Annotated in this window: 20 protein-coding genes; 9 read left to right on the top strand and 11 right to left on the bottom strand. The window is 64.2% G+C overall.

Features of this window, described 5'->3' with window-relative positions; genetic code table 11:
- Position 1 precedes the first annotated feature (1 nt).
- The 4 genes from CL52_RS15685 to lpxC all read left to right on the top strand — a co-directional run bounded on the left by CL52_RS15685 (position 2) and on the right by lpxC (position 4,382).
- Positions 2 to 859, top strand: a complete 858-nt coding sequence (locus CL52_RS15685) for a cell division protein FtsQ/DivIB (protein ID WP_041104043.1) — start codon at positions 2 to 4, stop codon at positions 857 to 859.
- Between the two features lie 13 nt (positions 860 to 872).
- Positions 873 to 2,123, top strand: coding sequence for a cell division protein FtsA (gene ftsA, locus CL52_RS15680; protein ID WP_041104045.1), 1,251 nt, complete (start codon positions 873 to 875; stop codon positions 2,121 to 2,123).
- 47 nt (positions 2,124 to 2,170) lie between these two features.
- A complete protein-coding gene (ftsZ, locus tag CL52_RS15675; protein ID WP_041104047.1) occupies positions 2,171 to 3,358 on the top strand; it encodes a cell division protein FtsZ in 1,188 nt (395 codons plus the stop codon).
- Between the two features lie 112 nt (positions 3,359 to 3,470).
- Positions 3,471 to 4,382, top strand: coding sequence for a UDP-3-O-acyl-N-acetylglucosamine deacetylase (gene lpxC / locus CL52_RS15670; RefSeq protein ID WP_041104049.1), 912 nt, complete (start codon positions 3,471 to 3,473; stop codon positions 4,380 to 4,382).
- Positions 4,383 to 4,505: 123 nt separating this feature from the next.
- Here the strand turns inward: lpxC and CL52_RS15665 are convergent, their stop codons facing one another.
- The 7 genes from CL52_RS15665 to CL52_RS15635 all read right to left on the bottom strand — a co-directional run bounded on the left by CL52_RS15665 (position 4,506) and on the right by CL52_RS15635 (position 9,296).
- A complete protein-coding gene (locus CL52_RS15665; protein ID WP_041104051.1) occupies positions 4,506 to 5,039 on the bottom strand; it encodes a ferritin-like domain-containing protein in 534 nt (177 codons plus the stop codon).
- Positions 5,040 to 5,223: 184 nt separating this feature from the next.
- Positions 5,224 to 5,628 (bottom strand): Rho termination factor N-terminal domain-containing protein, encoded by a 405-nt coding sequence (locus CL52_RS15660; protein WP_043221668.1) that lies wholly within the window; start codon positions 5,626 to 5,628, stop codon positions 5,224 to 5,226.
- A gap of 37 nt (positions 5,629 to 5,665) precedes the next feature.
- Positions 5,666 to 6,244 carry an MgtC/SapB family protein gene (locus CL52_RS15655; protein WP_082041994.1) on the bottom strand — a complete coding sequence of 193 codons (579 nt, stop codon included), beginning with the start codon at positions 6,242 to 6,244 and terminating at the stop codon, positions 5,666 to 5,668.
- Between the two features lie 57 nt (positions 6,245 to 6,301).
- Positions 6,302 to 7,324: a DUF5924 family protein gene (locus CL52_RS15650; RefSeq protein WP_043221667.1), complete on the bottom strand. Its 1,023-nt coding sequence runs from the start codon at positions 7,322 to 7,324 to the stop codon at positions 6,302 to 6,304.
- A gap of 64 nt (positions 7,325 to 7,388) precedes the next feature.
- Positions 7,389 to 7,862, bottom strand: a complete 474-nt coding sequence (locus tag CL52_RS15645; RefSeq protein ID WP_052264580.1) for an SgcJ/EcaC family oxidoreductase — start codon at positions 7,860 to 7,862, stop codon at positions 7,389 to 7,391.
- 87 nt (positions 7,863 to 7,949) lie between these two features.
- On the bottom strand, positions 7,950 to 8,420 hold the full coding sequence (locus tag CL52_RS15640) for a DUF2726 domain-containing protein (protein ID WP_043221665.1): 471 nt from the start codon (positions 8,418 to 8,420) through the stop codon (positions 7,950 to 7,952).
- A 288-nt stretch (positions 8,421 to 8,708) separates the two neighbouring features.
- Positions 8,709 to 9,296, bottom strand: coding sequence for a cytokinin riboside 5'-monophosphate phosphoribohydrolase (locus CL52_RS15635; RefSeq protein ID WP_043221663.1), 588 nt, complete (start codon positions 9,294 to 9,296; stop codon positions 8,709 to 8,711).
- Between the two features lie 590 nt (positions 9,297 to 9,886).
- Here CL52_RS15635 and CL52_RS15630 point away from each other — a divergent pair.
- Positions 9,887 to 10,795: an SDR family oxidoreductase gene (locus CL52_RS15630; protein WP_043221662.1), complete on the top strand. Its 909-nt coding sequence runs from the start codon at positions 9,887 to 9,889 to the stop codon at positions 10,793 to 10,795.
- A gap of 3 nt (positions 10,796 to 10,798) precedes the next feature.
- On the opposite strand, the gene dauA is transcribed toward CL52_RS15630, so the two are convergent.
- Positions 10,799 to 12,520, bottom strand: coding sequence for a C4-dicarboxylic acid transporter DauA (gene dauA, locus CL52_RS15625; RefSeq protein ID WP_043221660.1), 1,722 nt, complete (start codon positions 12,518 to 12,520; stop codon positions 10,799 to 10,801).
- Between the two features lie 186 nt (positions 12,521 to 12,706).
- On the opposite strand from dauA, the gene CL52_RS15620 reads away from it, so the two are divergent.
- On the top strand, positions 12,707 to 12,994 hold the full coding sequence (locus CL52_RS15620) for a PA4642 family protein (protein WP_041104064.1): 288 nt from the start codon (positions 12,707 to 12,709) through the stop codon (positions 12,992 to 12,994).
- 309 nt (positions 12,995 to 13,303) lie between these two features.
- Positions 13,304 to 14,815, top strand: coding sequence for a malate dehydrogenase (quinone) (gene mqo, locus CL52_RS15615; RefSeq protein ID WP_074519932.1), 1,512 nt, complete (start codon positions 13,304 to 13,306; stop codon positions 14,813 to 14,815).
- 81 nt (positions 14,816 to 14,896) lie between these two features.
- Here mqo and CL52_RS15610 read toward each other — a convergent pair whose 3' ends face one another.
- Positions 14,897 to 15,082 carry a hypothetical protein gene (locus tag CL52_RS15610; RefSeq protein ID WP_043221658.1) on the bottom strand — a complete coding sequence of 62 codons (186 nt, stop codon included), beginning with the start codon at positions 15,080 to 15,082 and terminating at the stop codon, positions 14,897 to 14,899.
- 150 nt (positions 15,083 to 15,232) lie between these two features.
- On the opposite strand from CL52_RS15610, the gene CL52_RS15605 reads away from it, so the two are divergent.
- Entirely contained in the window at positions 15,233 to 15,817 is a 585-nt protein-coding gene (locus tag CL52_RS15605) for a YajG family lipoprotein (protein WP_041104071.1), read from the top strand.
- Between the two features lie 54 nt (positions 15,818 to 15,871).
- Here the strand turns inward: CL52_RS15605 and CL52_RS15600 are convergent, their stop codons facing one another.
- Complete coding sequence (locus CL52_RS15600) at positions 15,872 to 17,233, bottom strand: DUF1329 domain-containing protein (RefSeq protein WP_043221655.1); 1,362 nt, start codon at positions 17,231 to 17,233, stop codon at positions 15,872 to 15,874.
- Positions 17,234 to 17,583: 350 nt separating this feature from the next.
- Between CL52_RS15600 and CL52_RS15595 the strand changes: the two genes are divergently transcribed.
- Entirely contained in the window at positions 17,584 to 17,844 is a 261-nt protein-coding gene (locus CL52_RS15595; protein ID WP_043221653.1) for a hypothetical protein, read from the top strand.
- A 14-nt stretch (positions 17,845 to 17,858) separates the two neighbouring features.
- Here the strand turns inward: CL52_RS15595 and CL52_RS15590 are convergent, their stop codons facing one another.
- The gene (locus tag CL52_RS15590) at positions 17,859 to 19,025 is read right to left on the bottom strand and encodes a 1-acyl-sn-glycerol-3-phosphate acyltransferase (protein ID WP_043223250.1); all 1,167 of its coding nucleotides are present in this window, start codon (positions 19,023 to 19,025) and stop codon (positions 17,859 to 17,861) included.
- Positions 19,026 to 19,093: the final 68 nt, after the last annotated feature.

The raw sequence follows: 19,093 nt of genomic DNA, 5'->3' as shown, positions 1-19,093 counted from the left end.
CATGATCACCACGCTCCGCCACACGCAACCAGGGAGCGGCCGCACCTCGCGCAAGCCGATGCCGCGTGGTGCGAGCCGCCTTGTCGAACCCAAGCCGCTCGCTTCGCGCCTGCCACGGCCGAATCTGAGCGGGCTCAAGCGGGTCATCTGGCCGCTGCTGCTGGTGGGGCTGGCGTTCGGCCTCTACGAGCTTGGTCAGCGTCTGATGCCGTATGCCGACCGGCCGATCGCCAAGGTCAGCGTGCAGGGAGAGCTGAGCTATGTCAGCCGCGCCGCCGTGCAGAAGCGTATCGCCCCGTTCGTCGAGTCGAGCTTCTTCCGGGTTGATCTGGACGGCATGCGCCACGACCTCGAACAGATGCCCTGGATCGCCCACGTCGAGGTGCGTCGCGTTTGGCCCGACCAGGTGCTGATCCGGCTCGAAGAGCAACTGCCGATCGCCCGCTGGGGCGAGGAGGCACTGCTGAACAACAACGGCCAGGCCTTCGCGCCGAATAACCTCAGCAATTATGAACACTTGCCGCAATTGCATGGTCCGAAGCGGGCTCAGCAGCGGGTGATGCAGCAGTACCAGATGCTCAGCCAGATGCTCCGGCCGCTCGGTTTCTCGATTGCCAGCCTGGAGCTGCGCGACCGGGGCAGCTGGTTCCTGACCACCAGCCAGGGCATCGAGTTGCTGCTGGGGCGTGATCATGTTGTGGAAAAGATGCGCCGCTTCAGTGCGATTTACCAAAAGGCACTGCAGGCGCAGGGCGAGAACATTGCAAGGATCGATCTGCGTTACGCCAACGGCCTGGCCGTGGCGTGGCGAGAGCCGCTCCCGACCGCGACGGAAACGACCGTCGCCGTGAAGAATTGAGGAACCAGAGAACATGGCTAGCGTGCAAAGCGGCAAGATGATCGTCGGCCTGGATATCGGCACTTCCAAAGTGGTGGCGCTGGTAGGCGAGGTAACGGCGGACGGCGAACTGGAAATCGTCGGCATCGGTACGCACCCCTCCCGTGGATTGAAGAAGGGCGTGGTGGTCAACATCGAATCGACCGTGCAGTCGATCCAGCGCGCTATCGAAGAGGCGCAGCTGATGGCCGGCTGCCGCATCCATTCGGCGTTCGTCGGCCTGGCCGGCAACCACATCCGCAGCTTGAACTCCCACGGCATCGTGGCGATTCGTGATCGCGAGGTCAGCACCGCCGACCTGGAGCGCGTTCTCGACGCTGCACAGGCCGTGGCGATTCCGGCTGACCAGCGCGTGCTGCATACGCTGCCGCAGGACTACGTGATCGATAACCAGGAAGGCGTGCGCGAGCCGCTGGGCATGTCCGGGGTGCGCCTCGAGGCCAAGGTCCACGTGGTCACCTGCGCGGTCAACGCTGCGCAGAATGTCGAGAAGTGCGTACGCCGCTGTGGCCTGGAAGTCGACGACATCATTCTTGAGCAGCTGGCCTCGGCGCATGCCGTGCTGACCGACGACGAGAAGGAGCTGGGCGTTTGCCTGGTGGACATCGGCGGCGGTACCACCGACATCTGCATCTTCACCGAGGGATCGATCCGTCACACCGCGGTGATCCCGATCGCCGGCGACCAGGTCACCAACGACATCGCTATGGCGCTGCGTACACCGACCCAGTACGCCGAGGAAATCAAGATTCGCTATGCCTGTGCGCTGGCCAAGCTGGCCGGCGCTGGCGAAACCATCAAGGTTCCAAGCGTCGGTGATCGGCCGCCGCGCGAGCTGTCTCGCCAGGCCCTGGCCGAGGTGGTCGAGCCCCGCTACGACGAACTGTTCACCCTGATCCAGGCCGAGCTTCGCCGCAGCGGCTACGAGGACCTGGTGCCGGCTGGCATCGTGCTGACCGGTGGTACCGCGAAGATGGAAGGTGCAGTCGACCTGGCCGAGGAGATCTTCCACATGCCGGTGCGCCTGGGCGTGCCGCATACGGTGAAAGGGCTGAGCGACGTGGTCCGCAACCCGATCTATTCGACCGGCGTCGGGCTGTTGCTGTACGGGCTGCAGAAGCAGGCCGACGGCGTGATCGTGCCGGGCGGCAGCAGCAGCTACGCCGACGAAAACAAAACATCTGTTCTGGATCGGCTCAAGAGCTGGATCCAGGGCAATTTCTGAGCAACGCGCAGTAAATCAAAACTAGAAAGCTGGAAGGAGAGAGGGAAATGTTCGAATTGGTAGACCATACCCCACAGAGCGCAGTCATCAAGGTCATCGGCGTTGGTGGCGGCGGCGGCAATGCCGTCAATCACATGGTGCGCAACAACGTCGAAGGCGTGGAATTTATCTGTGCCAATACCGACGCACAAGCGCTGAAGAAAATCGAGGCCCGTACCGTGCTGCAGCTCGGCTCGGCCATCACCAAGGGCCTGGGCGCCGGGACCAACCCGGAGATCGGCCGTCAGGCTGCAATGGAGGACCGTGAGCGTATTGCCGAAGTGCTGCAGGGCGCCGACATGGTGTTCATCACCACCGGCATGGGCGGCGGCACCGGGACCGGTGCGGCGCCGATCATCGCCTCGGTCGCCAAGGAAATGGGCATCCTGACCGTCGCCGTGGTCACCCGTCCGTTCCCCTTCGAGGGGCGTCGCCGCATGCAAGTGGCCGACGAGGGCATCCGTGCGCTGTCCGAATGCGTCGACTCGCTGATCACCATTCCCAACGAGAAGCTGCTGACCATCCTCGGCAAGGACGCGAGCCTGCTGTCCGCCTTCGCCAAGGCTGACGACGTGCTCTCCGGCGCCGTTCGCGGCATCTCCGACATCATGCAGCGTCCGGGCCTGATGAACGTCGACTTCGCCGACGTCAAGACCGTCATGGGCGAGATGGGCATGGCGATGATGGGTACCGGCAGCGCCACCGGCCCGAACCGTGCGCGCGAGGCCACCGAGGCGGCAATCCGCAATCCGCTGCTCGAGGACGTCAACCTGCAGGGTGCACGTGGCATTCTGGTCAACATTACCGCCGGTCTGGACCTGTCGCTCGGCGAGTACGCGGCGGTCGGCGAGATCATCGAGGCGTTCGCCTCCGACGAAGCCACCGTCAAGGTCGGCGCGGTGATCGATCCGGATATGCGTGACGAGCTGCATGTGACGGTGGTCGCCACCGGCCTCGGTTCGCGCCACGACAAGCCGGTCAAGGTGGTGGACAACACCGTGCAGAGCGTTTCCGCCCCGGCCGCAGCGCCCGCGCCGCGTCAGCAGGAGCAGGCCGCGGTCAACTACCGTGATCTGGAGCGCCCGACCGTCATGCGCAACCAGGCCCATGCGGCTGCGACCGCCGCCAAGCTGAACCCGCAGGAGGACCTGGATTACCTGGACATTCCGGCCTTCCTGCGTCGCCAGGCTGATTGATTTAGGTTATTGGCGCTATGTGTGTGATTAGTATTCAGCAAAGGTGGCATCTGCTATTATCGCCGCCACTTGTTGAAAATTATTCGCAACTAGTGCTAGCGAAGCGAAGGCCATGATCAGACAACGCACCCTCAAGAACACCATCCGCGCCACGGGCGTGGGCCTGCATTCGGGCGAGAAGGTCTATCTCACCCTGAAGCCGGCGCCTGTGGATACCGGAATCGTGTTCTGCCGTACCGACCTCACTCCGCCCGTCGAGATACCGGCGCGGGCAGAGAATGTCGGCGAAACCACCATGTCCACGACGCTGGTCAATGGCGACGTCAAGGTCGACACCGTGGAGCATCTGCTATCGGCGATGGCTGGGCTGGGAATCGACAATGCCTATGTCGAGCTCTCCGCTTCGGAAGTGCCGATCATGGACGGGAGCGCGGGGCCTTTCGTATTCCTGATTCAATCCGCCGGCCTGCAGGAGCAGGACGCCCCGAAGAAGTTCATCCGCATCAAGCGAGAAGTGTCCGTCGAGGAGGGCGACAAGCGCGCGACCTTCCTGCCGTTCGACGGCTTCAAGGTGAGCTTCGAGATCGATTTCGACCATCCGGTGTTCAAGGGACGCACCCAGACCGCCAGCGTGGATTTCTCCAGCACTTCCTTCGTCAAGGAAGTGAGCCGTGCGCGGACCTTCGGGTTCATGCGCGACATCGAGTTCCTGCGCTCGCATAACCTGGCTCTGGGCGGCAGTGTCGAGAATGCCATTGTGGTGGACGAAAACCGTGTGCTGAACGAAGACGGCCTGCGTTACGAGGACGAGTTCGTCAAACACAAGATTCTCGATGCCATCGGTGATCTTTATCTGCTGGGCACCAGCCTGATCGGCGAATTCCGCGGCTATAAATCCGGCCACGCGCTGAACAACCGTCTGCTACGCACCCTGATGGCCCAGAAGGATGCGTGGGAGCTGGTCACGTTCGAGGATGCACAGACCGCACCGATCTCCTACATGCGGCCGGCAGCAGCCGGTTAAGCAACACCTCTCTTCCTAGTTTTTCAAGCCACCTTCGGGTGGCTTTTTTTTACCCTGGGCTAGCGCGCGGAGGGCGAGCGGAGGTGGGTCACGCTCCGCATCGTGCGAAGCGTGAGGCTGCGATCAGTTCATGCCGTCGAGCAGGCCCGCGAGGTCGTCGGCATGCTCTTCTTCCTGCGCGAGGATGTCTTCGAAGATGCGCCGTGTGGTCGGGTCCTTGTCGCCCAGGTACTGCACGATCTCGCGATAGCTGTCGATCGCAATGCGCTCGGCAACGAGGTTTTCGAAGACCATGTCGCGCAGGCCGTTACCCTCGGCATATTGCGCATGTGCGCGCTCGCTCAGCCCGTCCGGGTTGAAGTCCGGTTCACCGCCCAACTGGACGATCCGTTCGGCAAGGCGGTCGGCGTGTTCCTGTTCCTCGTTGGCATGCTCGAGGAATTCATCGGCGGCTGCGCTCGATTTGAGGCCGGTCGCCATGTAGTAGTGGCGCTTGTAGCGCAGGTAGCAAACCAGTTCCGTTGCCAGTGCTTCGTTGAGCAGGCGAATCACCACATCGCGGTCGGCGGAGTAGGTTTCGGTGACTGCACCGTTCTCCACATGCTGGCGCGCACGTTCGCGCAGGGTTTGCTTGTCGCTCAGTTGTACGTAGCTCATCAGGCTCTCCTTGAGTTATGCGGGCTGTGCTCAGCGATCGAAGCCCGCTAGTTCTGATTGGCTCCCGGGCGGAAAGTTTTGCCCACCGCCTGCTCCGGTTCCGGTTCGGCCGGGTCGCCCACCGGAACCGGTTCACCAGGATCGTCGCGCTTGGGTGCTGGCGGCTCGGGCAGGTCTGGGCGATTCATCGACTCAGCGCCTCGATCAGCTCGTCCTTGCGCATCTTCGAGCGCCCCCGGATGTCCTTTTCCTGCGCCTTCTTCATCAGCTCATCGCGCGTCATGTCGCTCAGAGAGGTGCTGCCCGATCCCGAATTGCGGCGTGCCGAGCCCTTGTTCGGTGACTCGCCCTTGCGCGACTTGGCTGCGCGGTCGGCCGAGTCCTTGCGATCGGCGCGCTTGGCGGTCTCGCTTTTCTTGCGGCCCGAGCCGCCGGCGCGTTCGCCACCGCCGGATTGTTTGTTCACCGTGGCCCAGGCGCGAGCTTCAGCCTCGCTCTCCGAGACGCCGCGATCCTCGTAGCTTTGCTCGATGTGTTCGGCTTTGCGCTGTTGCTTGTCGGTGTACTTGGACTTGTCACCGCGTGGCATGGGGTCACCTCCCGCCTGCTGGTCTGCCGGCCCCGCCTCAAGGGTGCGAATGCGGCGGGTCTTCGCTGTTACGACTGCGGCGGTCGCGACTTCGTTCGGCAGTGGCCGAGCGCGCCGCACGGCGATGTCTGGCGGCACGCCGGGCCGCGTGGCGCTCGAGAATCGGCATGGTACGGAACACGGCGAGCGCCAGCAGCGAGCTGAGCACGGCGGTGGCTTCGTGCCCCATGCCTGCCGCAACGCCAATGGCCGCGGTGAGCCAGATGCCGGCGGCAGTGGTGAGGCCTTTGACGTCCTCGACCGAGCTGCCCTTGAGGATGGTGCCCGCGCCGAGAAAGCCGATGCCGGTGACGATGCCCTGCATGACGCGCGAGACATCCTCCTTGGGGACGCCGGCTTGCAGCGGGACGAGTACGAACAGCGCGGCACCGAGGGCCACCAGCATGTGCGTGCGCAGCCCGGCGGCCTTGCGCTTGAGTTCGCGCTCGTAACCGAGCAGGCCGCCGAGCGCGGCGGCGACCAGCAGCCGGGTGCTGACCCGTGCGACTTCCCTGACGTCAGGAAGGTCGGAGAATTCGGCAGCGACGGTGCCGAGAAGGGTATGCCAGGCATCCATCGGAGATTCCTCTGGGTGGCTTTCCCTTATGGAGTCGCGGCGGGCTCCGGGCGTTCGCTACGGGCCCACCTCGAAGCGCAGCATGCCGATCATCTGGCCGGCCTCGGTGACGACTCGCACTCGCCATTTGCCTTCGACGTCGGCCGGGAAATTCCGCTTATGGCTCCAGGCGCGATAGCCAGCCTCCCCCCCGCCGCTGATCTCCAGTGCGATGCGATCGACCTGGCGGCCCTCGTGCAGCCATTCATGGTAAATGCGCTCCTTCAGGCCGCGCGGGGCATTGATCGCGGTATAGGCATACAGCCCGCTGGCGCGCAGCTGCGCGCTGCTCAGCTGGCGAATGCTGCGCCCCGGCTCGCGCCGTGCGTCGTCCAGCTGGGTGGTCACGGCGACCTCGGCGAGCCATAGCGTCGCTGGTGGTACCCAGGTGCGTCCGAACCAGCCGGCGCCGGCAACCAGTATCGTGACGCCTGCCAGGGCCAGCAGGTTGCGCCAGCTCCGCCCCGGGAAAAGCTCCAGCAGGCTCGGAAGGGCCAACACCACGGCGACGGCCAGCGCCAGGCGGTAACTCTGCGGTGTACTCAGGTGCAGGATGATCGGCAGGGCGGTCAGGAGCACGGCAAACAGCGTCAGCGCGTGGAAGCCCAGGTACAGCCAACGCCGCGGGGCCAGCCAGCGGTAGTACAGCGGGTCGATCAGCGAAATCAGGGCGGCGACACCGAGCAGCCCGGTGAACACCGCCTGGCCGCTGTTCCAGGTGGTGGTGATGATGTAGAAGGGCACGATGAAGAACAGCGTCTCCTGGTGCACCATCTGCGTCGCGTAGCGCAGCAAGGGGCGCGGCACCGACCAGCCGAAGCGGCGGCGCAGCTGCTGACGCAATGTGTTTTCCAGCACCAGCCAGATCCAGCTGATGAGCATGACCAGAGCAATGACCTTGGCCAGACCTGCCTGGCGCTCGACCAGCAGGAAGCTGGCGACGCCGGAGGCGAAGCCGAATAGCGCGATCAGCCCCGGATAGCGCTGGGCGAGGCGGGTGCCCAGTTCGATCAAGGGCAGCAGGCGGGTCTTGAGGGACATCAGCGGAGACGGCGGTGGTGTGGACGCGGCGCAGTATCCGCTACCGCGCCGGCGAGCGACAGCTTCACTCGTGCGTCTTCTGCGGCTCGGGCATGGCCGAGGAATGGTGACTGGTGATCAGCCATTGCTCCTGCTCGGGAAACCACTTGTAGGTGAAGGTGTAGCGCGCCTGCACCTTTTTTCCATCGGCAAAGCGGAAGGTGTACAGGCCGGCATCGAGTGCGGTGTTGCAGTCGATCTGAATCATCCGCGAATCGATGTTGCCGCGTGGCTGGCCCGCCATGAAATGGCGAAAGTAGTCTGCCTTGGCGTCGGCGCTACGGCGCGGGGTATTGGACAGCGTCGGCAGCAGCAGTGAGTCCTGTGCATAGGTGTCGACGACGTTCTGTGGATCGCCGGACTGCAGGGCATCGTTCCAGCGCACGAACAACGCGGCGATGTCCTTTTCCGCGACCTTCTGGCAGGTTTCGGTTTCGGCAAGGGTCATGCTCGGGGCGAGCAGGGCGAAGGCGCAGACGAACAAGGGGCGGTTGAACATGGGAGACTCCAGCAGAAGGTGGACGAGCTCGACGCGGGGCCGAGCCCTCTAGGACCACCATGCAAGCGCTCCATTTCAGTGCGCCGATCAATGGAGGCCGGCGTCCGCCAGCGCCTGGCTGACCTGGCCATAGACGTGGGCCTGACCCCGATCGAGGCGGACGAGGGGCAACTCGAGCACGTTGAACAGCTGCTCGAGAAACGGATCTTGCGGCGGCTCGAGCATCACGCCGCCTGCCGGTGCGAGGTCGGGGCGCCTCAAGAGGAGGAAGTCCACGCGGCGCTCGGCGATCCGGTTGCGTGCCTGGTACCAGGGCGTCCGTCTCGGTACCACAGTGATCTCGACGAGACCCGCCAGCGGCATGCCGGGCAAGACCAGATAGCGCTCGCCAAGCTGGCGCTGCAGCAGCGCCAGCAATTCGCGCTGCGTTTCATCGAGCAGCGTCGGGCGTAGACGGTAGGGAAACTGCAGCGCCGGATGGTTGTACTGGCGTTGCTTGATCCAAAGCACCAGCGCAAAGCAGACAAAGGTGACGACGGTCAGGGCCAGCCAGTTCATACGAGCACTCCGTATTGCGTACTGCAGTGGAGTTCCCGGTGGGCGATAGGTTCGTTATCCCCAATAGCTGTGATTCGTTCTGTGCATAACCGCTGGAACAGTCGCTGCAGGCGCCGATCCGCCTGGCTTTGCGCGGGGCGATCATTTTTTTTCCGCTGTGCAGCATGCCAGAGCTGGAGTTATCCAGCGTTGCTGTGGGTCGTATTGTGGATAATTCTGGGATGAACCACTGCAAACCCCGCCAGCCGTGGCTGCGGCGAGGTTGCTCGGTTTTTGATCAGCGCCTGCTCAGGAGGGCTCGCGCTCGCTCCACTTGGCTGTGACCGTTGGTTGCCAGGCTCGCAGTCGTTCGAGCAACGCATCCGGAGTATCGCCGCGCTGCAGCATTTCACGGTACTGCGGGCGGACGAAGGCTTCGGCTACCAGGTGGTCGAGAAAGTGGCTGAGCTTGGCGTAGAAGTGGTTGGTGTCCAGCAGGCCCATCGGCTTGGCATGGTAGCCGAGCTGCCCCCAGGTCCAGACTTCGAACAGCTCTTCCAGTGTGCCCAGGCCTCCGGGCATGGCGATGAAGGCATCCGCCAGCTCGGCCATGCGCGCCTTGCGCGCATGCATCCCGTCGACGATTTCCAAGCGCGTGAGGCCAGGGTGGCCTATCTCGGCATCCTTCAGGCTCTGCGGAATGATGCCGATGACCTCTCCACCGGCAGCCAGCGCAGCGTCTGCGACCACGCCCATGAGGCCGACCGCGCCACCACCATAGACAAGCGTGATGCCCTGCTCGGCCAGGGTCCGGCCCATTGCCGCTGCCGCTTCTCGATAAACGGGATCGGTTCCCGTGCTGGCGCCGCAGAACACACAAATCGAACGCAAGACCATCTCGAACTCCGGAGGCTGTAAAAGCGCTGAGGGTAGCGTTCCGGGCTGAGCGGGCCAAGCGCTCCCCGCCTAGCCGATGCCCATCGCCGTGCAGGCGTAGTCGGCAAGCAGGCGCTCGAGCAACTGGTAATCGAACATGGCATTTCTCCTTCTGACGCGAAGAGGCTAGCGCGCCTACGAATCCACTGCCGGTTGCTTTCTTCGATCGGGGCGATAGCCATTTTGTCCAGGTTTTCGGTGGGGCGTTCTGTGGATAACCCTTTGACAGGTTGCCCCGATGCAGAGCGTGCGCGGCCTGTGGCCACTTGGTCGTTTTTTGCTCAGGCACTTGGCGGGCTCGTTCCACGCGCGTTCTGGCGGTCGCAGCGCAGCCATGGATGCGGTTATCCTCAGAAGCTGTCAATGGTTCTGTGGATAACCTTTGGAGCGAGGCCGCCAGAATAGGCAGGCCGCGCCTTGTAGCGAGGCGATCATTTTTTGAGCGGCACCTGCGCTTATGCTGCAGCATTCATTACAGAGCGCCTCGTTGTTGCGCTGCGCCAGCTCGCCGACACTGGAATCTCGTTCGGATAACAAAAAGGAAGCCCGCTATGTCGCAAGCCATTCGCTTCGAAGATAAGGTCGTGATCGTCACCGGCGCCGGTGGCGGCTTGGGTCGGGCGCACGCGCTGGCATTCGCCCGGCACGGCGCCAAGGTGGTAGTCAATGACCTCGGCGGCAGCGCCCAGGGCGAGGGTGCCAACAGTCATGCGGCCGACCGCGTCGTCGAGGAGATACGGCAGGCCGGTGGTACGGCCGTCGCCAACCATGACTCGGTGACCGAGGGTGCACGCATTGTCGAGCAGGCGCTCGACAGTTTCGGCCGGGTCGATGTGGTGGTGAACAATGCCGGGATCCTGCGTGACAAGACCTTCCACAAGATGGAGGACGCCGACTGGGATCTGGTCTACCGCGTACACGTCGAAGGCGCCTACAAGGTCACCCGTGCAGCCTGGCCGCTGATGCGCGAGCAGGGCTACGGGCGGGTCATCTTCACGGCCTCGACATCGGGTATCTACGGCAACTTCGGCCAGTCGAACTACGGCATGGCCAAGCTTGGCCTGTACGGTCTGACCCGGACGCTGGCGCTGGAGGGGCGCAAGAACAACATCCTGGTCAACGCCATCGCGCCGACAGGCGGGACGCGCATGACCGAGGGGCTGATTCCGCCGCAGGTGTTCGAGCAACTCAAACCCGAGCTGGTCAGCCCGCTGGTGGTTTACCTGGCCAGCGAGCAATGCCAGGAAACGTCCGGCCTGTTCGAGGTCGGTGGTGGCTGGATGGGCAAGGTACGCTGGGAGCGCAGCCTTGGCGTGGGGTTCGATCCACGCGGTGGGTTCGACGCCGAGGATGTTGCGGTGAACTGGCAGCGCATCTGCGACTTCGAGAATGCCGCGCATCCGGCCGACAACCTCGAGGCGCTGAAGGAAATGATGGCCAACCTGCAGAAGCACGCCTGATCGTCAGGCCTGCGTCGGCTCCTGCAGCAGGCGCAGCGCCTTGATTCGCGCCTGCTGCAGGTCGCGCACGTGGTACAGGTGCCCGGCCAGGCGATGGATGCCGGCGCGGCGCAGCTTCAGGCGCACTCGGGCATTGCTGCCGCTGAGGATCAGCACCACCCCGAGCCGGCGATAGTCCAGCAGCACGTTCTCCAGCGCCGCCAGTGCCGTCATGTCCAGCAAGGGGACGGCGCTGATGTCGACGATGACCACCCGCACGTCCGGATTGAAGCGCCGCAGCGCGCTCAGCGCCTTTTCCGCCGCACCGAAGAACAGCGGCCCGCGGATGGCGTAGGCCGCAACGTGCGCCGGCATGTCCTGCAGCAGGGCCCGCTGTTCACGGGACAGGGCGCCGGTGTCGGTCAGCTCGCTCATGCGCTTGATGAACAGGCCCGCGGCCAGCAGCAGGCCGACGCCAACCGCCAGCACCATGTCGAACAGCACGGTCAGTGCCAGACAGGTCAGCAGCACCAGTACGTCGCTGCGTGGCGCAATGCGTAGCACATGCAGTACGTGCGGGGCCTCGCTCATGTTCCACGCCACCATCACCAGCAGCGCGGCCAGCGCCGCCATCGGCAGGTAGCTGAACATCGGTGCCAGCCAGAGCATCGCCAGCAGTACTACACCGGCATGAAGGATTGCGGCCATTGGCGAGAAGGCACCGGCGCGCACGTTGGCCGCCGTGCGGGCGATTGCCGCGGTGGCGGTGATGCCGCCAAACAGCGGGGCGACCAGATTGCCGATGCCCTGGCCAATCAGCTCGCCGTTGGGTTCGTGGTTGCTGCCGGTCATGCCGTCGGCTACCACGGCGCACAACAGCGACTCGATCGCCCCGAGCATGGCGATGGCAAAGGCCGGGCCGAGCAGCTGATGGAACAGCTCGTAGGAAAGCACCAGCGCAGCTCCGTCCGGCCCGGGGAGATGCCAGGGCAGGACCGGTGCGGGGAGCTGGGGCGGAATGCCGGGGTAGGTCTGGCCTCCGAGTTCATAGCTGAACCGCTCGCCGAGCGTGGCGACCGGCAGGCCGGCGGCTTCCAGCATCAGGCCGGCGACCGCGCCGAGCGCCAGCGCCACCAGATGGCCGGGAATCTTCGGTACCCAGCGTGGCCAGAGGATCAGCACCGCCAGGCAGATCGCCGCTACCAGGGCGTCGCCGAGATTGGCTCCGGGTAGCGAGCGCGCCAGCAGCAGGAGCTGTTCGACGTAATGCTGCGGCTGGCCGTCCAGCTGCAGGCCGAGCAGGTCCTTGATCTGTAATGTGGCGATGACCACGCCGATGCCGGCGGTAAAACCGAGCGTCACCGGGTAGGGGATGAACGCGATCAGGCGCCCGGCACGCAGCAGCCCGAGGGCGATCAGGATCAACCCGGCGAGCATGGTGCACAGCAGCAAGCCGCCGATGCCGAACTGCTGGGTGATCGGCAGCAGAATGACGACGAAGGCCGCCGTCGGTCCCGAGACATTGAAGCGCGAGCCCCCGGTCAGCGCGATCAGCGGGGCGGCGACCAGCACCGTATAGAGGCCATGCTGCGGCGGTACACCCACCGCGATCGCCAGCGCCATGGCCAGCGGAATGGCAATGATGCCGACCGTCAGCCCCGCGCTGACGTCGCCACGCAAGGCGCTGGCGTTATAGCCCTGTCGCAGAGCCTGGCGAAACGCGGCGAACAACGGCGGTGCCCTCATGTCGAAACGCTCCGTGTCTGACTGCGCATTGGCGAGGCCCTTGGCGGCTTTTTCATGGATGTTAACGCCACTTTCCCGATGGACGATCGAGTACGACCTTGGTCGCAAGCGGCCACCTTGCGTTGAGCACACCGGCTGCGAGGAGTAAACTGCCGCCCCCGTGAGATCCCGTGGAGCGCAGAAGCGATGCGTAAAGACAAGAAGCAGGTGATTGGCGAAGAGATTGGCGACGAGTCGATCAAGCTGTTTCTCGAGCCGGAACCGGCTGACGATACGCCTGCTTCGCTGCACAAGCTGATCAAGGCCTACCGTGGCCTGCGTATCGATGATTTCGAGCGATTCATCACCTTCTTCATCGAAGCAGGCTATGACCTCGAGGCACGCGACGCCCAGGGTAACGATTTCATCGATCTGGTCGCCGATCAGCGCCATGCGCGGCCATATATCGAGGCAATCGAAGCCGCTCGCGGCTGACACGGCCGACTGCAAGACCGCACCACGAAGTCCGCGACCTGGCGAGCCGTGACCCCAGGTGGCGACTGCAAGATTCGCAAATCGTTTTTCGCGCTGCAGCGCGTCGTCGAGCGCAGGGCATGGCCCGCTCCGGCGTGACGGGCGAGGGAAGGGGGCCAAAAGCCGACCTTCCGACAGCTGGCAGGCGTGCTTGCGCCTGTTTTCGAGCACTGGTTCTCGAACAGCGGTGTGGAAACCATCCTCCGTTTCCGACCGTCTGGCTGGTGGGGTTCACGTGGCTGCACACCGTGGTCGCGACAGTTTAATGCTGTGATTCTGGAGAACGCGTTAATGACGCAACACGATAGCGAAGCAGTGGATCTGGTGTTGGTGGGGGCCGGCATCATGAGCGTGACCCTCGCGGTACTGCTCAAGGAGCTCGACCCCGGCATTCGGCTGGAAATCGTCGAGCAGCAGGAATCCGGAGCCGTGGAAAGCTCCAACCCGTGGAACAATGCCGGCACCGGTCACGCCGGGCTCTGCGAGTTGAATTACACCCCCGAGGGCAAGGACGGCACGATCGACATCGCCAAGGCTGTCCATATCAACACCCAGTTCGAGGTTTCCAAGCAGTTCTGGGCCTACCTCGCCGGCCGCGAAGGCTTCGGTTCCCCACGCGACTTCATCAATCCTGTTCCGCACCTGAGCTTCGTACGCGGCAGCAAGGATATCGCCTATCTCAAGAAGCGCTTCGAGGCGATCACCCAGCATCACGCCTTCGCCGACATGACCTACAGCGAGGACCGCGCCACCCTCGCCGAGTGGATGCCGTTGATGATGCCCGGACGCGATCCGAACGAGCCGATTGCCGCGACCTATGCCGCGAACGGGACGGACGTCAATTTCGGCGCTGTGACCAACCAGATGCTCGGGTATCTGAGCAAGATCGGCGGCGTCAAGGTGTCGTACAACCAGAGAGTCACCGGCCTGGCACGCAACGCCCAGGGCTGGAAGGTCGACATCAAGAACACCCAGAGCGGCGGTTCGCGTGAGGTGCAGGCCGGCTTCGTGTTCCTCGGCGCTGGCGGCGCGGCTCTGCCGTTGCTGCAGATGTCGGGTATCGAAGAAGGGCGCGGTTTCGGTGGCTTCCCGGTGAGCGGCCAGTGGCTGCGCTGTGACAACCCCGAGGTGGTCGCCCAACACCAGGCCAAGGTCTACAGCCTGGCCGCAGTAGGCGCCCCGCCAATGTCGGTGCCGCACCTGGACACCCGAGTGGTCGACGGCCACAAGTCGTTGCTGTTCGGGCCCTATGCCGGGTTCACCACCAAATTCCTCAAGCGCGGCTCGTTCCTCGACCTGCCGCTCTCCGTGCGGCCGGGCAATATCGGCCCGATGCTCGCGGTAGCGCGCGACAACATGGATTTGACTCGCTACCTGATCAAGGAAGTGATGCAGTCCATGGAAGATCGCCTGGACACGCTGCGCGGCTTCTATCCGCAAGCCAAGGCTGAAGACTGGCGCCTGGAAATTGCTGGTCAGCGCGTGCAGATCATCAAGAAGGATCCGAAGAAAGGCGGCATTCTGCAGTTCGGGACCGAGCTGGTTTCGGCAAAGGATGGCTCGATCGCCGCACTGCTCGGTGCGTCGCCGGGCGCATCGGTTACCGTGTCCATCATGCTCGATCTGCTCGAGCGCTGCTTCCCCGAGCAGTACCGCTCCGAGGCCTGGAGCCGCAAGCTGGAGGAGATCTTCCCGGCGCGCGAAGACGTTCTGAAGAAGGATGCTGTGGCCTATCGTGAGGTGAGCACGTTGTCGGACAAGCGCCTTGGCCTGATCAGCTGACGCGGGTCTCGCGCTGTTGCAAAAGCCGCCTGGCACTCAGCGTGCCAGGCGGCTTTTTCGTTGCGTGTTCGTTGTGTGCGCTCAGCCAACCAAAGCGTCGTCGGGCAGGCGCTGCCCGATCCAGCCGAGGTGCGCATGGGTCACCTCGCGCCAGGCGGCTGCGGCAGGCCGCTGGCTGGCCGTCAGCAGCATCTGGCAACAACCGGAGGCATCCAGAAGCGCGAAGTGGCGGCGGGGGCGTCGGTGCAGCAGTGGCAGCAAGCGCATTAGCGCGGTCTCTTGAGGCTCTGATGGCTGCGTTATGCCACGCCCGGGTGACAATGGCGTGACTGGACAGCGCCATCCGTCGGTCACTGTCGGGGGGCTGCGGCGATGGTTATACTGCCGCCCATTCCTCGTCCAACTGGAGAAGACAGCATGCTGCAACGCCTGGTGTTCGGCCTGTTTACCCTGTGTGCCCTGACGCTGACCGGCTGCGCCCTCAGCCCCCAGCAGCTCGATCCAAATCCCAAACTCACCGGGACGATCAATCCGGTCGGCCAGGGCCAGCCGGTGGTGGTGAGGGTGGTCGACGGGCGTTCGTCGCCCGCTCTCGGCACGCGCGGCGGGCTCTATCCGGAAACCAGTTCGATCATCGTGCCGGCGGACAAGCTGCTGCCCAAGCTGCAGGCGCAGACCGAGGCGGCGGTCAGGCTGCTTGGTTTCACCCCGTCGGCCAACGCCTATAACGCGCCGCAGCTGACCCTCACGCTGGCCGAGCTGAAGTACCAGTCGCCGAAGGAGGGGTTGTACGTCACCGAGGCCAACATCGGGGCGACTTTGCGCGTGGATGTGCAGAACGGCGGCCGCCGTTACAACGGGCGCTATGGGGCTTCGCTCAACCAGCGCTTCGGCATGGCGCCCAACGAGCAGACCAACACCAAGCTGGTCAGCGACGTGCTGAGCGATGCGCTGAGCCGCGTATTCCGCGATCAGAACATTGGCCAGCTGCTGGCACAGTAAGCACGGTCGAATGAAAAAGCCCGCCATTTGGCGGGCTTTTTTGTTGCGTCGCGATCAGCGCACGCCGGAGTTGCGCAGTGCGGTCGGCGTGTACTGGTTGGAGTTGGCCTTGTAGTTGTAGGTGTAGGGATTGCGTTCCTCGTTCTTCATGCCCATCACCAGATACCGGCCGGAGACCAGGTCATACAGGGTTTCCATCGAGTACAGCGGCACCTGCACATTGTAGATGTACTGGCTGTGTGCTTCGGCTACCCGCCACAGCGTACCGCGGCCATCGTAATGATCGATCTCGGCGGCCTGCCAGGTGTCCTCGTCGATGAAGAAGTGGCGCTTGGCATAGATATGGCGCTCGCCCGGCTTGAGCGTCGCCTCGACTTCCCATACGCGGTGCAGTTCGTAGCGGGTCAGGTCCTGATTGATATGGCCGGCCTGGATGATGTCATCGTACTTGTGCTTGGGCGAGTCCAGGCGATAGGAGTTGTAAGGGATATACAGCTCTTTCTTGCCGATCAGCTTCCACTCGTAGCGGTCCGGCGCACCGTTGAACATATCGAGGTTGTCGGAAGTCCGCAGGCCGTCGGCGGCGGTGCCCGGGCCGTCATAGGCAACCTGCGGCGCACGGCGCACGCGGCGCTGACCGGCGTTGTAGATCCAGGCCATGCGCGGCTCCTTGACCTGGTCCAGGGTTTCGTGGACCAGCAGCACGTTGCCGGCCAGGCGCGAGGGCTCGGTGACCTGCTGCTTGAAGTAGAACAGCACGTTACCGTGCTTCTCCGGTGAGTAGTCGCTGAGGCTGTCGGTGTAGACGACCTCGTCGACGAATTTCACCAGGTTGAAGCTGCCGTTCACCTGCGGTGTGGCCTGGGCAATGACACGGCGGGCCGAACCGCCGCGGTAGCGGGTGATGTGGTTCCAGACCACCTCGAGGCCGTCCTGCGGGATCGGGAAGGCGATGGCGGTATCGAAGCCTTCGAGGCCGTTGCCGCCCCGTACCAGCTTGGCGTTGCGTGCGTTGTGTGCGGCAGCCTCGTAGATATGGGCCGGCATCGCGGCGCTGCGGCGCGTCTCGTAGACGGGCAGGCGATAGGTGTCGGGGTAGCGCTTGAGCATGGCGATCTGACCTGGGGTCAGGTTGTCCTTGTACTGCTCGTAGTTCTGCGCGGTGATGGTGAACTTCGGTTGATCACCGGGGAACGGGTCGCCGACGAAGCCGTTGTCGTCGACTGCCGCGGCGTCCATCGGCAGGCCTCCGGTCCAGGCCGGGATGGTGCCGGCGGCATTGCCGGCCTGTTCGGCGCCGATGGGCGTCAGGCTTTGGCCGAGCTTGGCGGCCTGATCCTCCGCTACGGCTGCCATGGCGCTGCTGCCGAGCAGTGCCAGTGATAGGGCCCCCAGGCTAAATAGCTTGCTTGTCATTGTTCTTATTCCTGTCTCCATGAATGGCGGGTTCCGCGCACCTGCCGATCGTTCGGTCGGTGCCGGCGGCGGTGCTCCTGTCGAGACCACCGTGCCCCTCGTCGATCTAATACAGCCTGCCGCTCTCCGGCTTGCATGGCTCTAGCTCGCTAGTTCGAGGTGTGCCGAGGGTGCCGTTGAGGCCGAAGCGCCGTCAAGGTCATACGGGTAAGGCTTGGATATCACCGTTGCGAATGGCACTTTCGCCCTTCGCTCCGTCGGAAACGCCGCGCACTGTGCCGGTCGCTCCGGTAGACTCCGCTCGCCCGTCATGCGGGCCTCTCGATCGACCCCCTGAAGCGGAGGTAAAGATGTCGCTGCAGGCGCATTTCTCGCAGGTTCCGAACCTGGCGTTGATTCTCAATATGCTCGCGCTGCTGAGTGCCTTCACCGGCGGCTGGCTGCTGCTGGCAACCCGTTGGCGCGTGTTGCAGGCCAAGGCGCGCCAGGTCGGCGCAAGCGTGCCGGCGCTCCCCAGCCCCGAAGTGCAGCTCAACCAGGTGTTCTATCGGTTCGGTTTCGCCGGGCTTGGCCTGGCCCTGCTGTTCTCCTGGGGCAGTCGGCTGCTCTGACGACCGCCGCGCGGCTAGAGCGCCAGGCCGGTCTTCAGCCGGTACTGGTTGCGCACCGGGTTGGCGTACTGCTGAATCAGATACGGCTGCTGCACGCTCGGGCAAGCGGCCAACCGCCGGCCCCATTCAGCCTTGGCCCGCGCCACCTCTTCGGCGTCGAACAGGCTCTCGGCCGTCGGCACCTGCAGTGCGTCATCGCGCTCTTCCCACATCGCATAGGCCAGGTAGTGAACCGGGAACAGGCGATAGTTGCCGAGGATCTGCCGATCGAGCTCGGCGGCCAGCTCCTTGGCATCCTCGGGAATCTGCTGCATCGGCGCGCCAAAGGCGAGGTGAACCCGTCCCTTGTAGCCGGTGATGCCCAGCGCAATGCTGGCGTCGTCCTCGCCGGGCGCCTTGGTGTAGCTGCCGGTGGTGGCCCGGATGTACAGCTCCCGAGCCTTGGCCTGGTCGCATGGGTCGTATTCGTAGCTGATCGAGACGGCCGTCGGGCGCAGGGCGGCCAGCGCCTCGGCAAATGGCTCGTCCTTGCGGCTCATGTGCAGCATCTTGAGAATTGCCGAGTCGGTGCGATCGTCCCCGTCCTTGGCACGGCCCTCCGCCTGGGCGATCCATACCGATTCACCGTCCTGGCGGATCGAATGATTGATGTAGGCCGACAGCACCTGGTAGGCCGCCAGCTTCTCGCGGCGCCCGCTGATGGAGCGGCGCACGATGAAGCTTTTGTTCAGGCGCATCAGGTCGCTGACGAAGGGGCGCTGCAGCAGGTTGTCTCCGATGGCGATGCGCGGGGTGCGCAGGCCGGCGTGGTAGACCGCGTAGTTGACGAACGCCGGGTCCATCACGATATCCCGGTGGTTGGCCAGGTAGAGGTAGGCGCGGCCTTGCTGCAACTGGTCGAGCCCCGAATAGGTCACCCCGTCGGTGGCGCGCTCGATCGTGCGATCTACATAGCTCTCGATGCGGTGTTGCAGAGCGTCGACCGAATCGATATCGGCGAATTCACGGTGCAGCCGCTTGGCGATCATCGGTTTGAGCGCCCAGCCCAGCGCGCCGGCCAGGCGCGGGAAGCGGAAGTGCGCAAGCACGTCGAGGAACTCGCGGTCGGCGAAAAGCCGGTTCATGACGGCCGGTACTTCGGCGTCGGCATAGGGGCGGATGGCTTCGAATTCGTCCATCATGTTCTCGTAAAGGAGGCGGAGGCGGCTGGCATGACGCGACGCCACGCCGCGCGCTGACGAAACGGTGC

The sequence above is a fragment of the Stutzerimonas balearica DSM 6083 genome (assembly GCF_000818015.1).
In the GTDB taxonomy this organism is placed as follows: domain Bacteria; phylum Pseudomonadota; class Gammaproteobacteria; order Pseudomonadales; family Pseudomonadaceae; genus Stutzerimonas; species Stutzerimonas balearica.
Note: the sequence above shows the minus strand (reverse complement) of the source record. Positions and strands in the feature narration are given on the sequence as shown.

Coding starts and splice junctions, on each gene's coding strand:
- CL52_RS15685 (WP_041104043.1), top strand. CDS start 2: ATGATCACCACGCTCCGCCACACGCAACCAGGGAGCGGCCGCACCTCG.
- ftsA (WP_041104045.1), top strand. CDS start 873: ATGGCTAGCGTGCAAAGCGGCAAGATGATCGTCGGCCTGGATATCGGC.
- ftsZ (WP_041104047.1), top strand. CDS start 2,171: ATGTTCGAATTGGTAGACCATACCCCACAGAGCGCAGTCATCAAGGTC.
- lpxC (WP_041104049.1), top strand. CDS start 3,471: ATGATCAGACAACGCACCCTCAAGAACACCATCCGCGCCACGGGCGTG.
- CL52_RS15665 (WP_041104051.1), bottom strand. CDS start 5,039: ATGAGCTACGTACAACTGAGCGACAAGCAAACCCTGCGCGAACGTGCG.
- CL52_RS15660 (WP_043221668.1), bottom strand. CDS start 5,628: ATGCCACGCGGTGACAAGTCCAAGTACACCGACAAGCAACAGCGCAAA.
- CL52_RS15655 (WP_082041994.1), bottom strand. CDS start 6,244: ATGGATGCCTGGCATACCCTTCTCGGCACCGTCGCTGCCGAATTCTCC.
- CL52_RS15650 (WP_043221667.1), bottom strand. CDS start 7,324: ATGTCCCTCAAGACCCGCCTGCTGCCCTTGATCGAACTGGGCACCCGC.
- CL52_RS15645 (WP_052264580.1), bottom strand. CDS start 7,862: ATGTTCAACCGCCCCTTGTTCGTCTGCGCCTTCGCCCTGCTCGCCCCG.
- CL52_RS15640 (WP_043221665.1), bottom strand. CDS start 8,420: ATGAACTGGCTGGCCCTGACCGTCGTCACCTTTGTCTGCTTTGCGCTG.
- CL52_RS15635 (WP_043221663.1), bottom strand. CDS start 9,296: ATGGTCTTGCGTTCGATTTGTGTGTTCTGCGGCGCCAGCACGGGAACC.
- CL52_RS15630 (WP_043221662.1), top strand. CDS start 9,887: ATGTCGCAAGCCATTCGCTTCGAAGATAAGGTCGTGATCGTCACCGGC.
- dauA (WP_043221660.1), bottom strand. CDS start 12,520: ATGAGGGCACCGCCGTTGTTCGCCGCGTTTCGCCAGGCTCTGCGACAG.
- CL52_RS15620 (WP_041104064.1), top strand. CDS start 12,707: ATGCGTAAAGACAAGAAGCAGGTGATTGGCGAAGAGATTGGCGACGAG.
- CL52_RS15610 (WP_043221658.1), bottom strand. CDS start 15,082: ATGCGCTTGCTGCCACTGCTGCACCGACGCCCCCGCCGCCACTTCGCG.
- CL52_RS15605 (WP_041104071.1), top strand. CDS start 15,233: ATGCTGCAACGCCTGGTGTTCGGCCTGTTTACCCTGTGTGCCCTGACG.
- CL52_RS15600 (WP_043221655.1), bottom strand. CDS start 17,233: ATGACAAGCAAGCTATTTAGCCTGGGGGCCCTATCACTGGCACTGCTC.
- CL52_RS15595 (WP_043221653.1), top strand. CDS start 17,584: ATGTCGCTGCAGGCGCATTTCTCGCAGGTTCCGAACCTGGCGTTGATT.
- CL52_RS15590 (WP_043223250.1), bottom strand. CDS start 19,025: ATGATGGACGAATTCGAAGCCATCCGCCCCTATGCCGACGCCGAAGTA.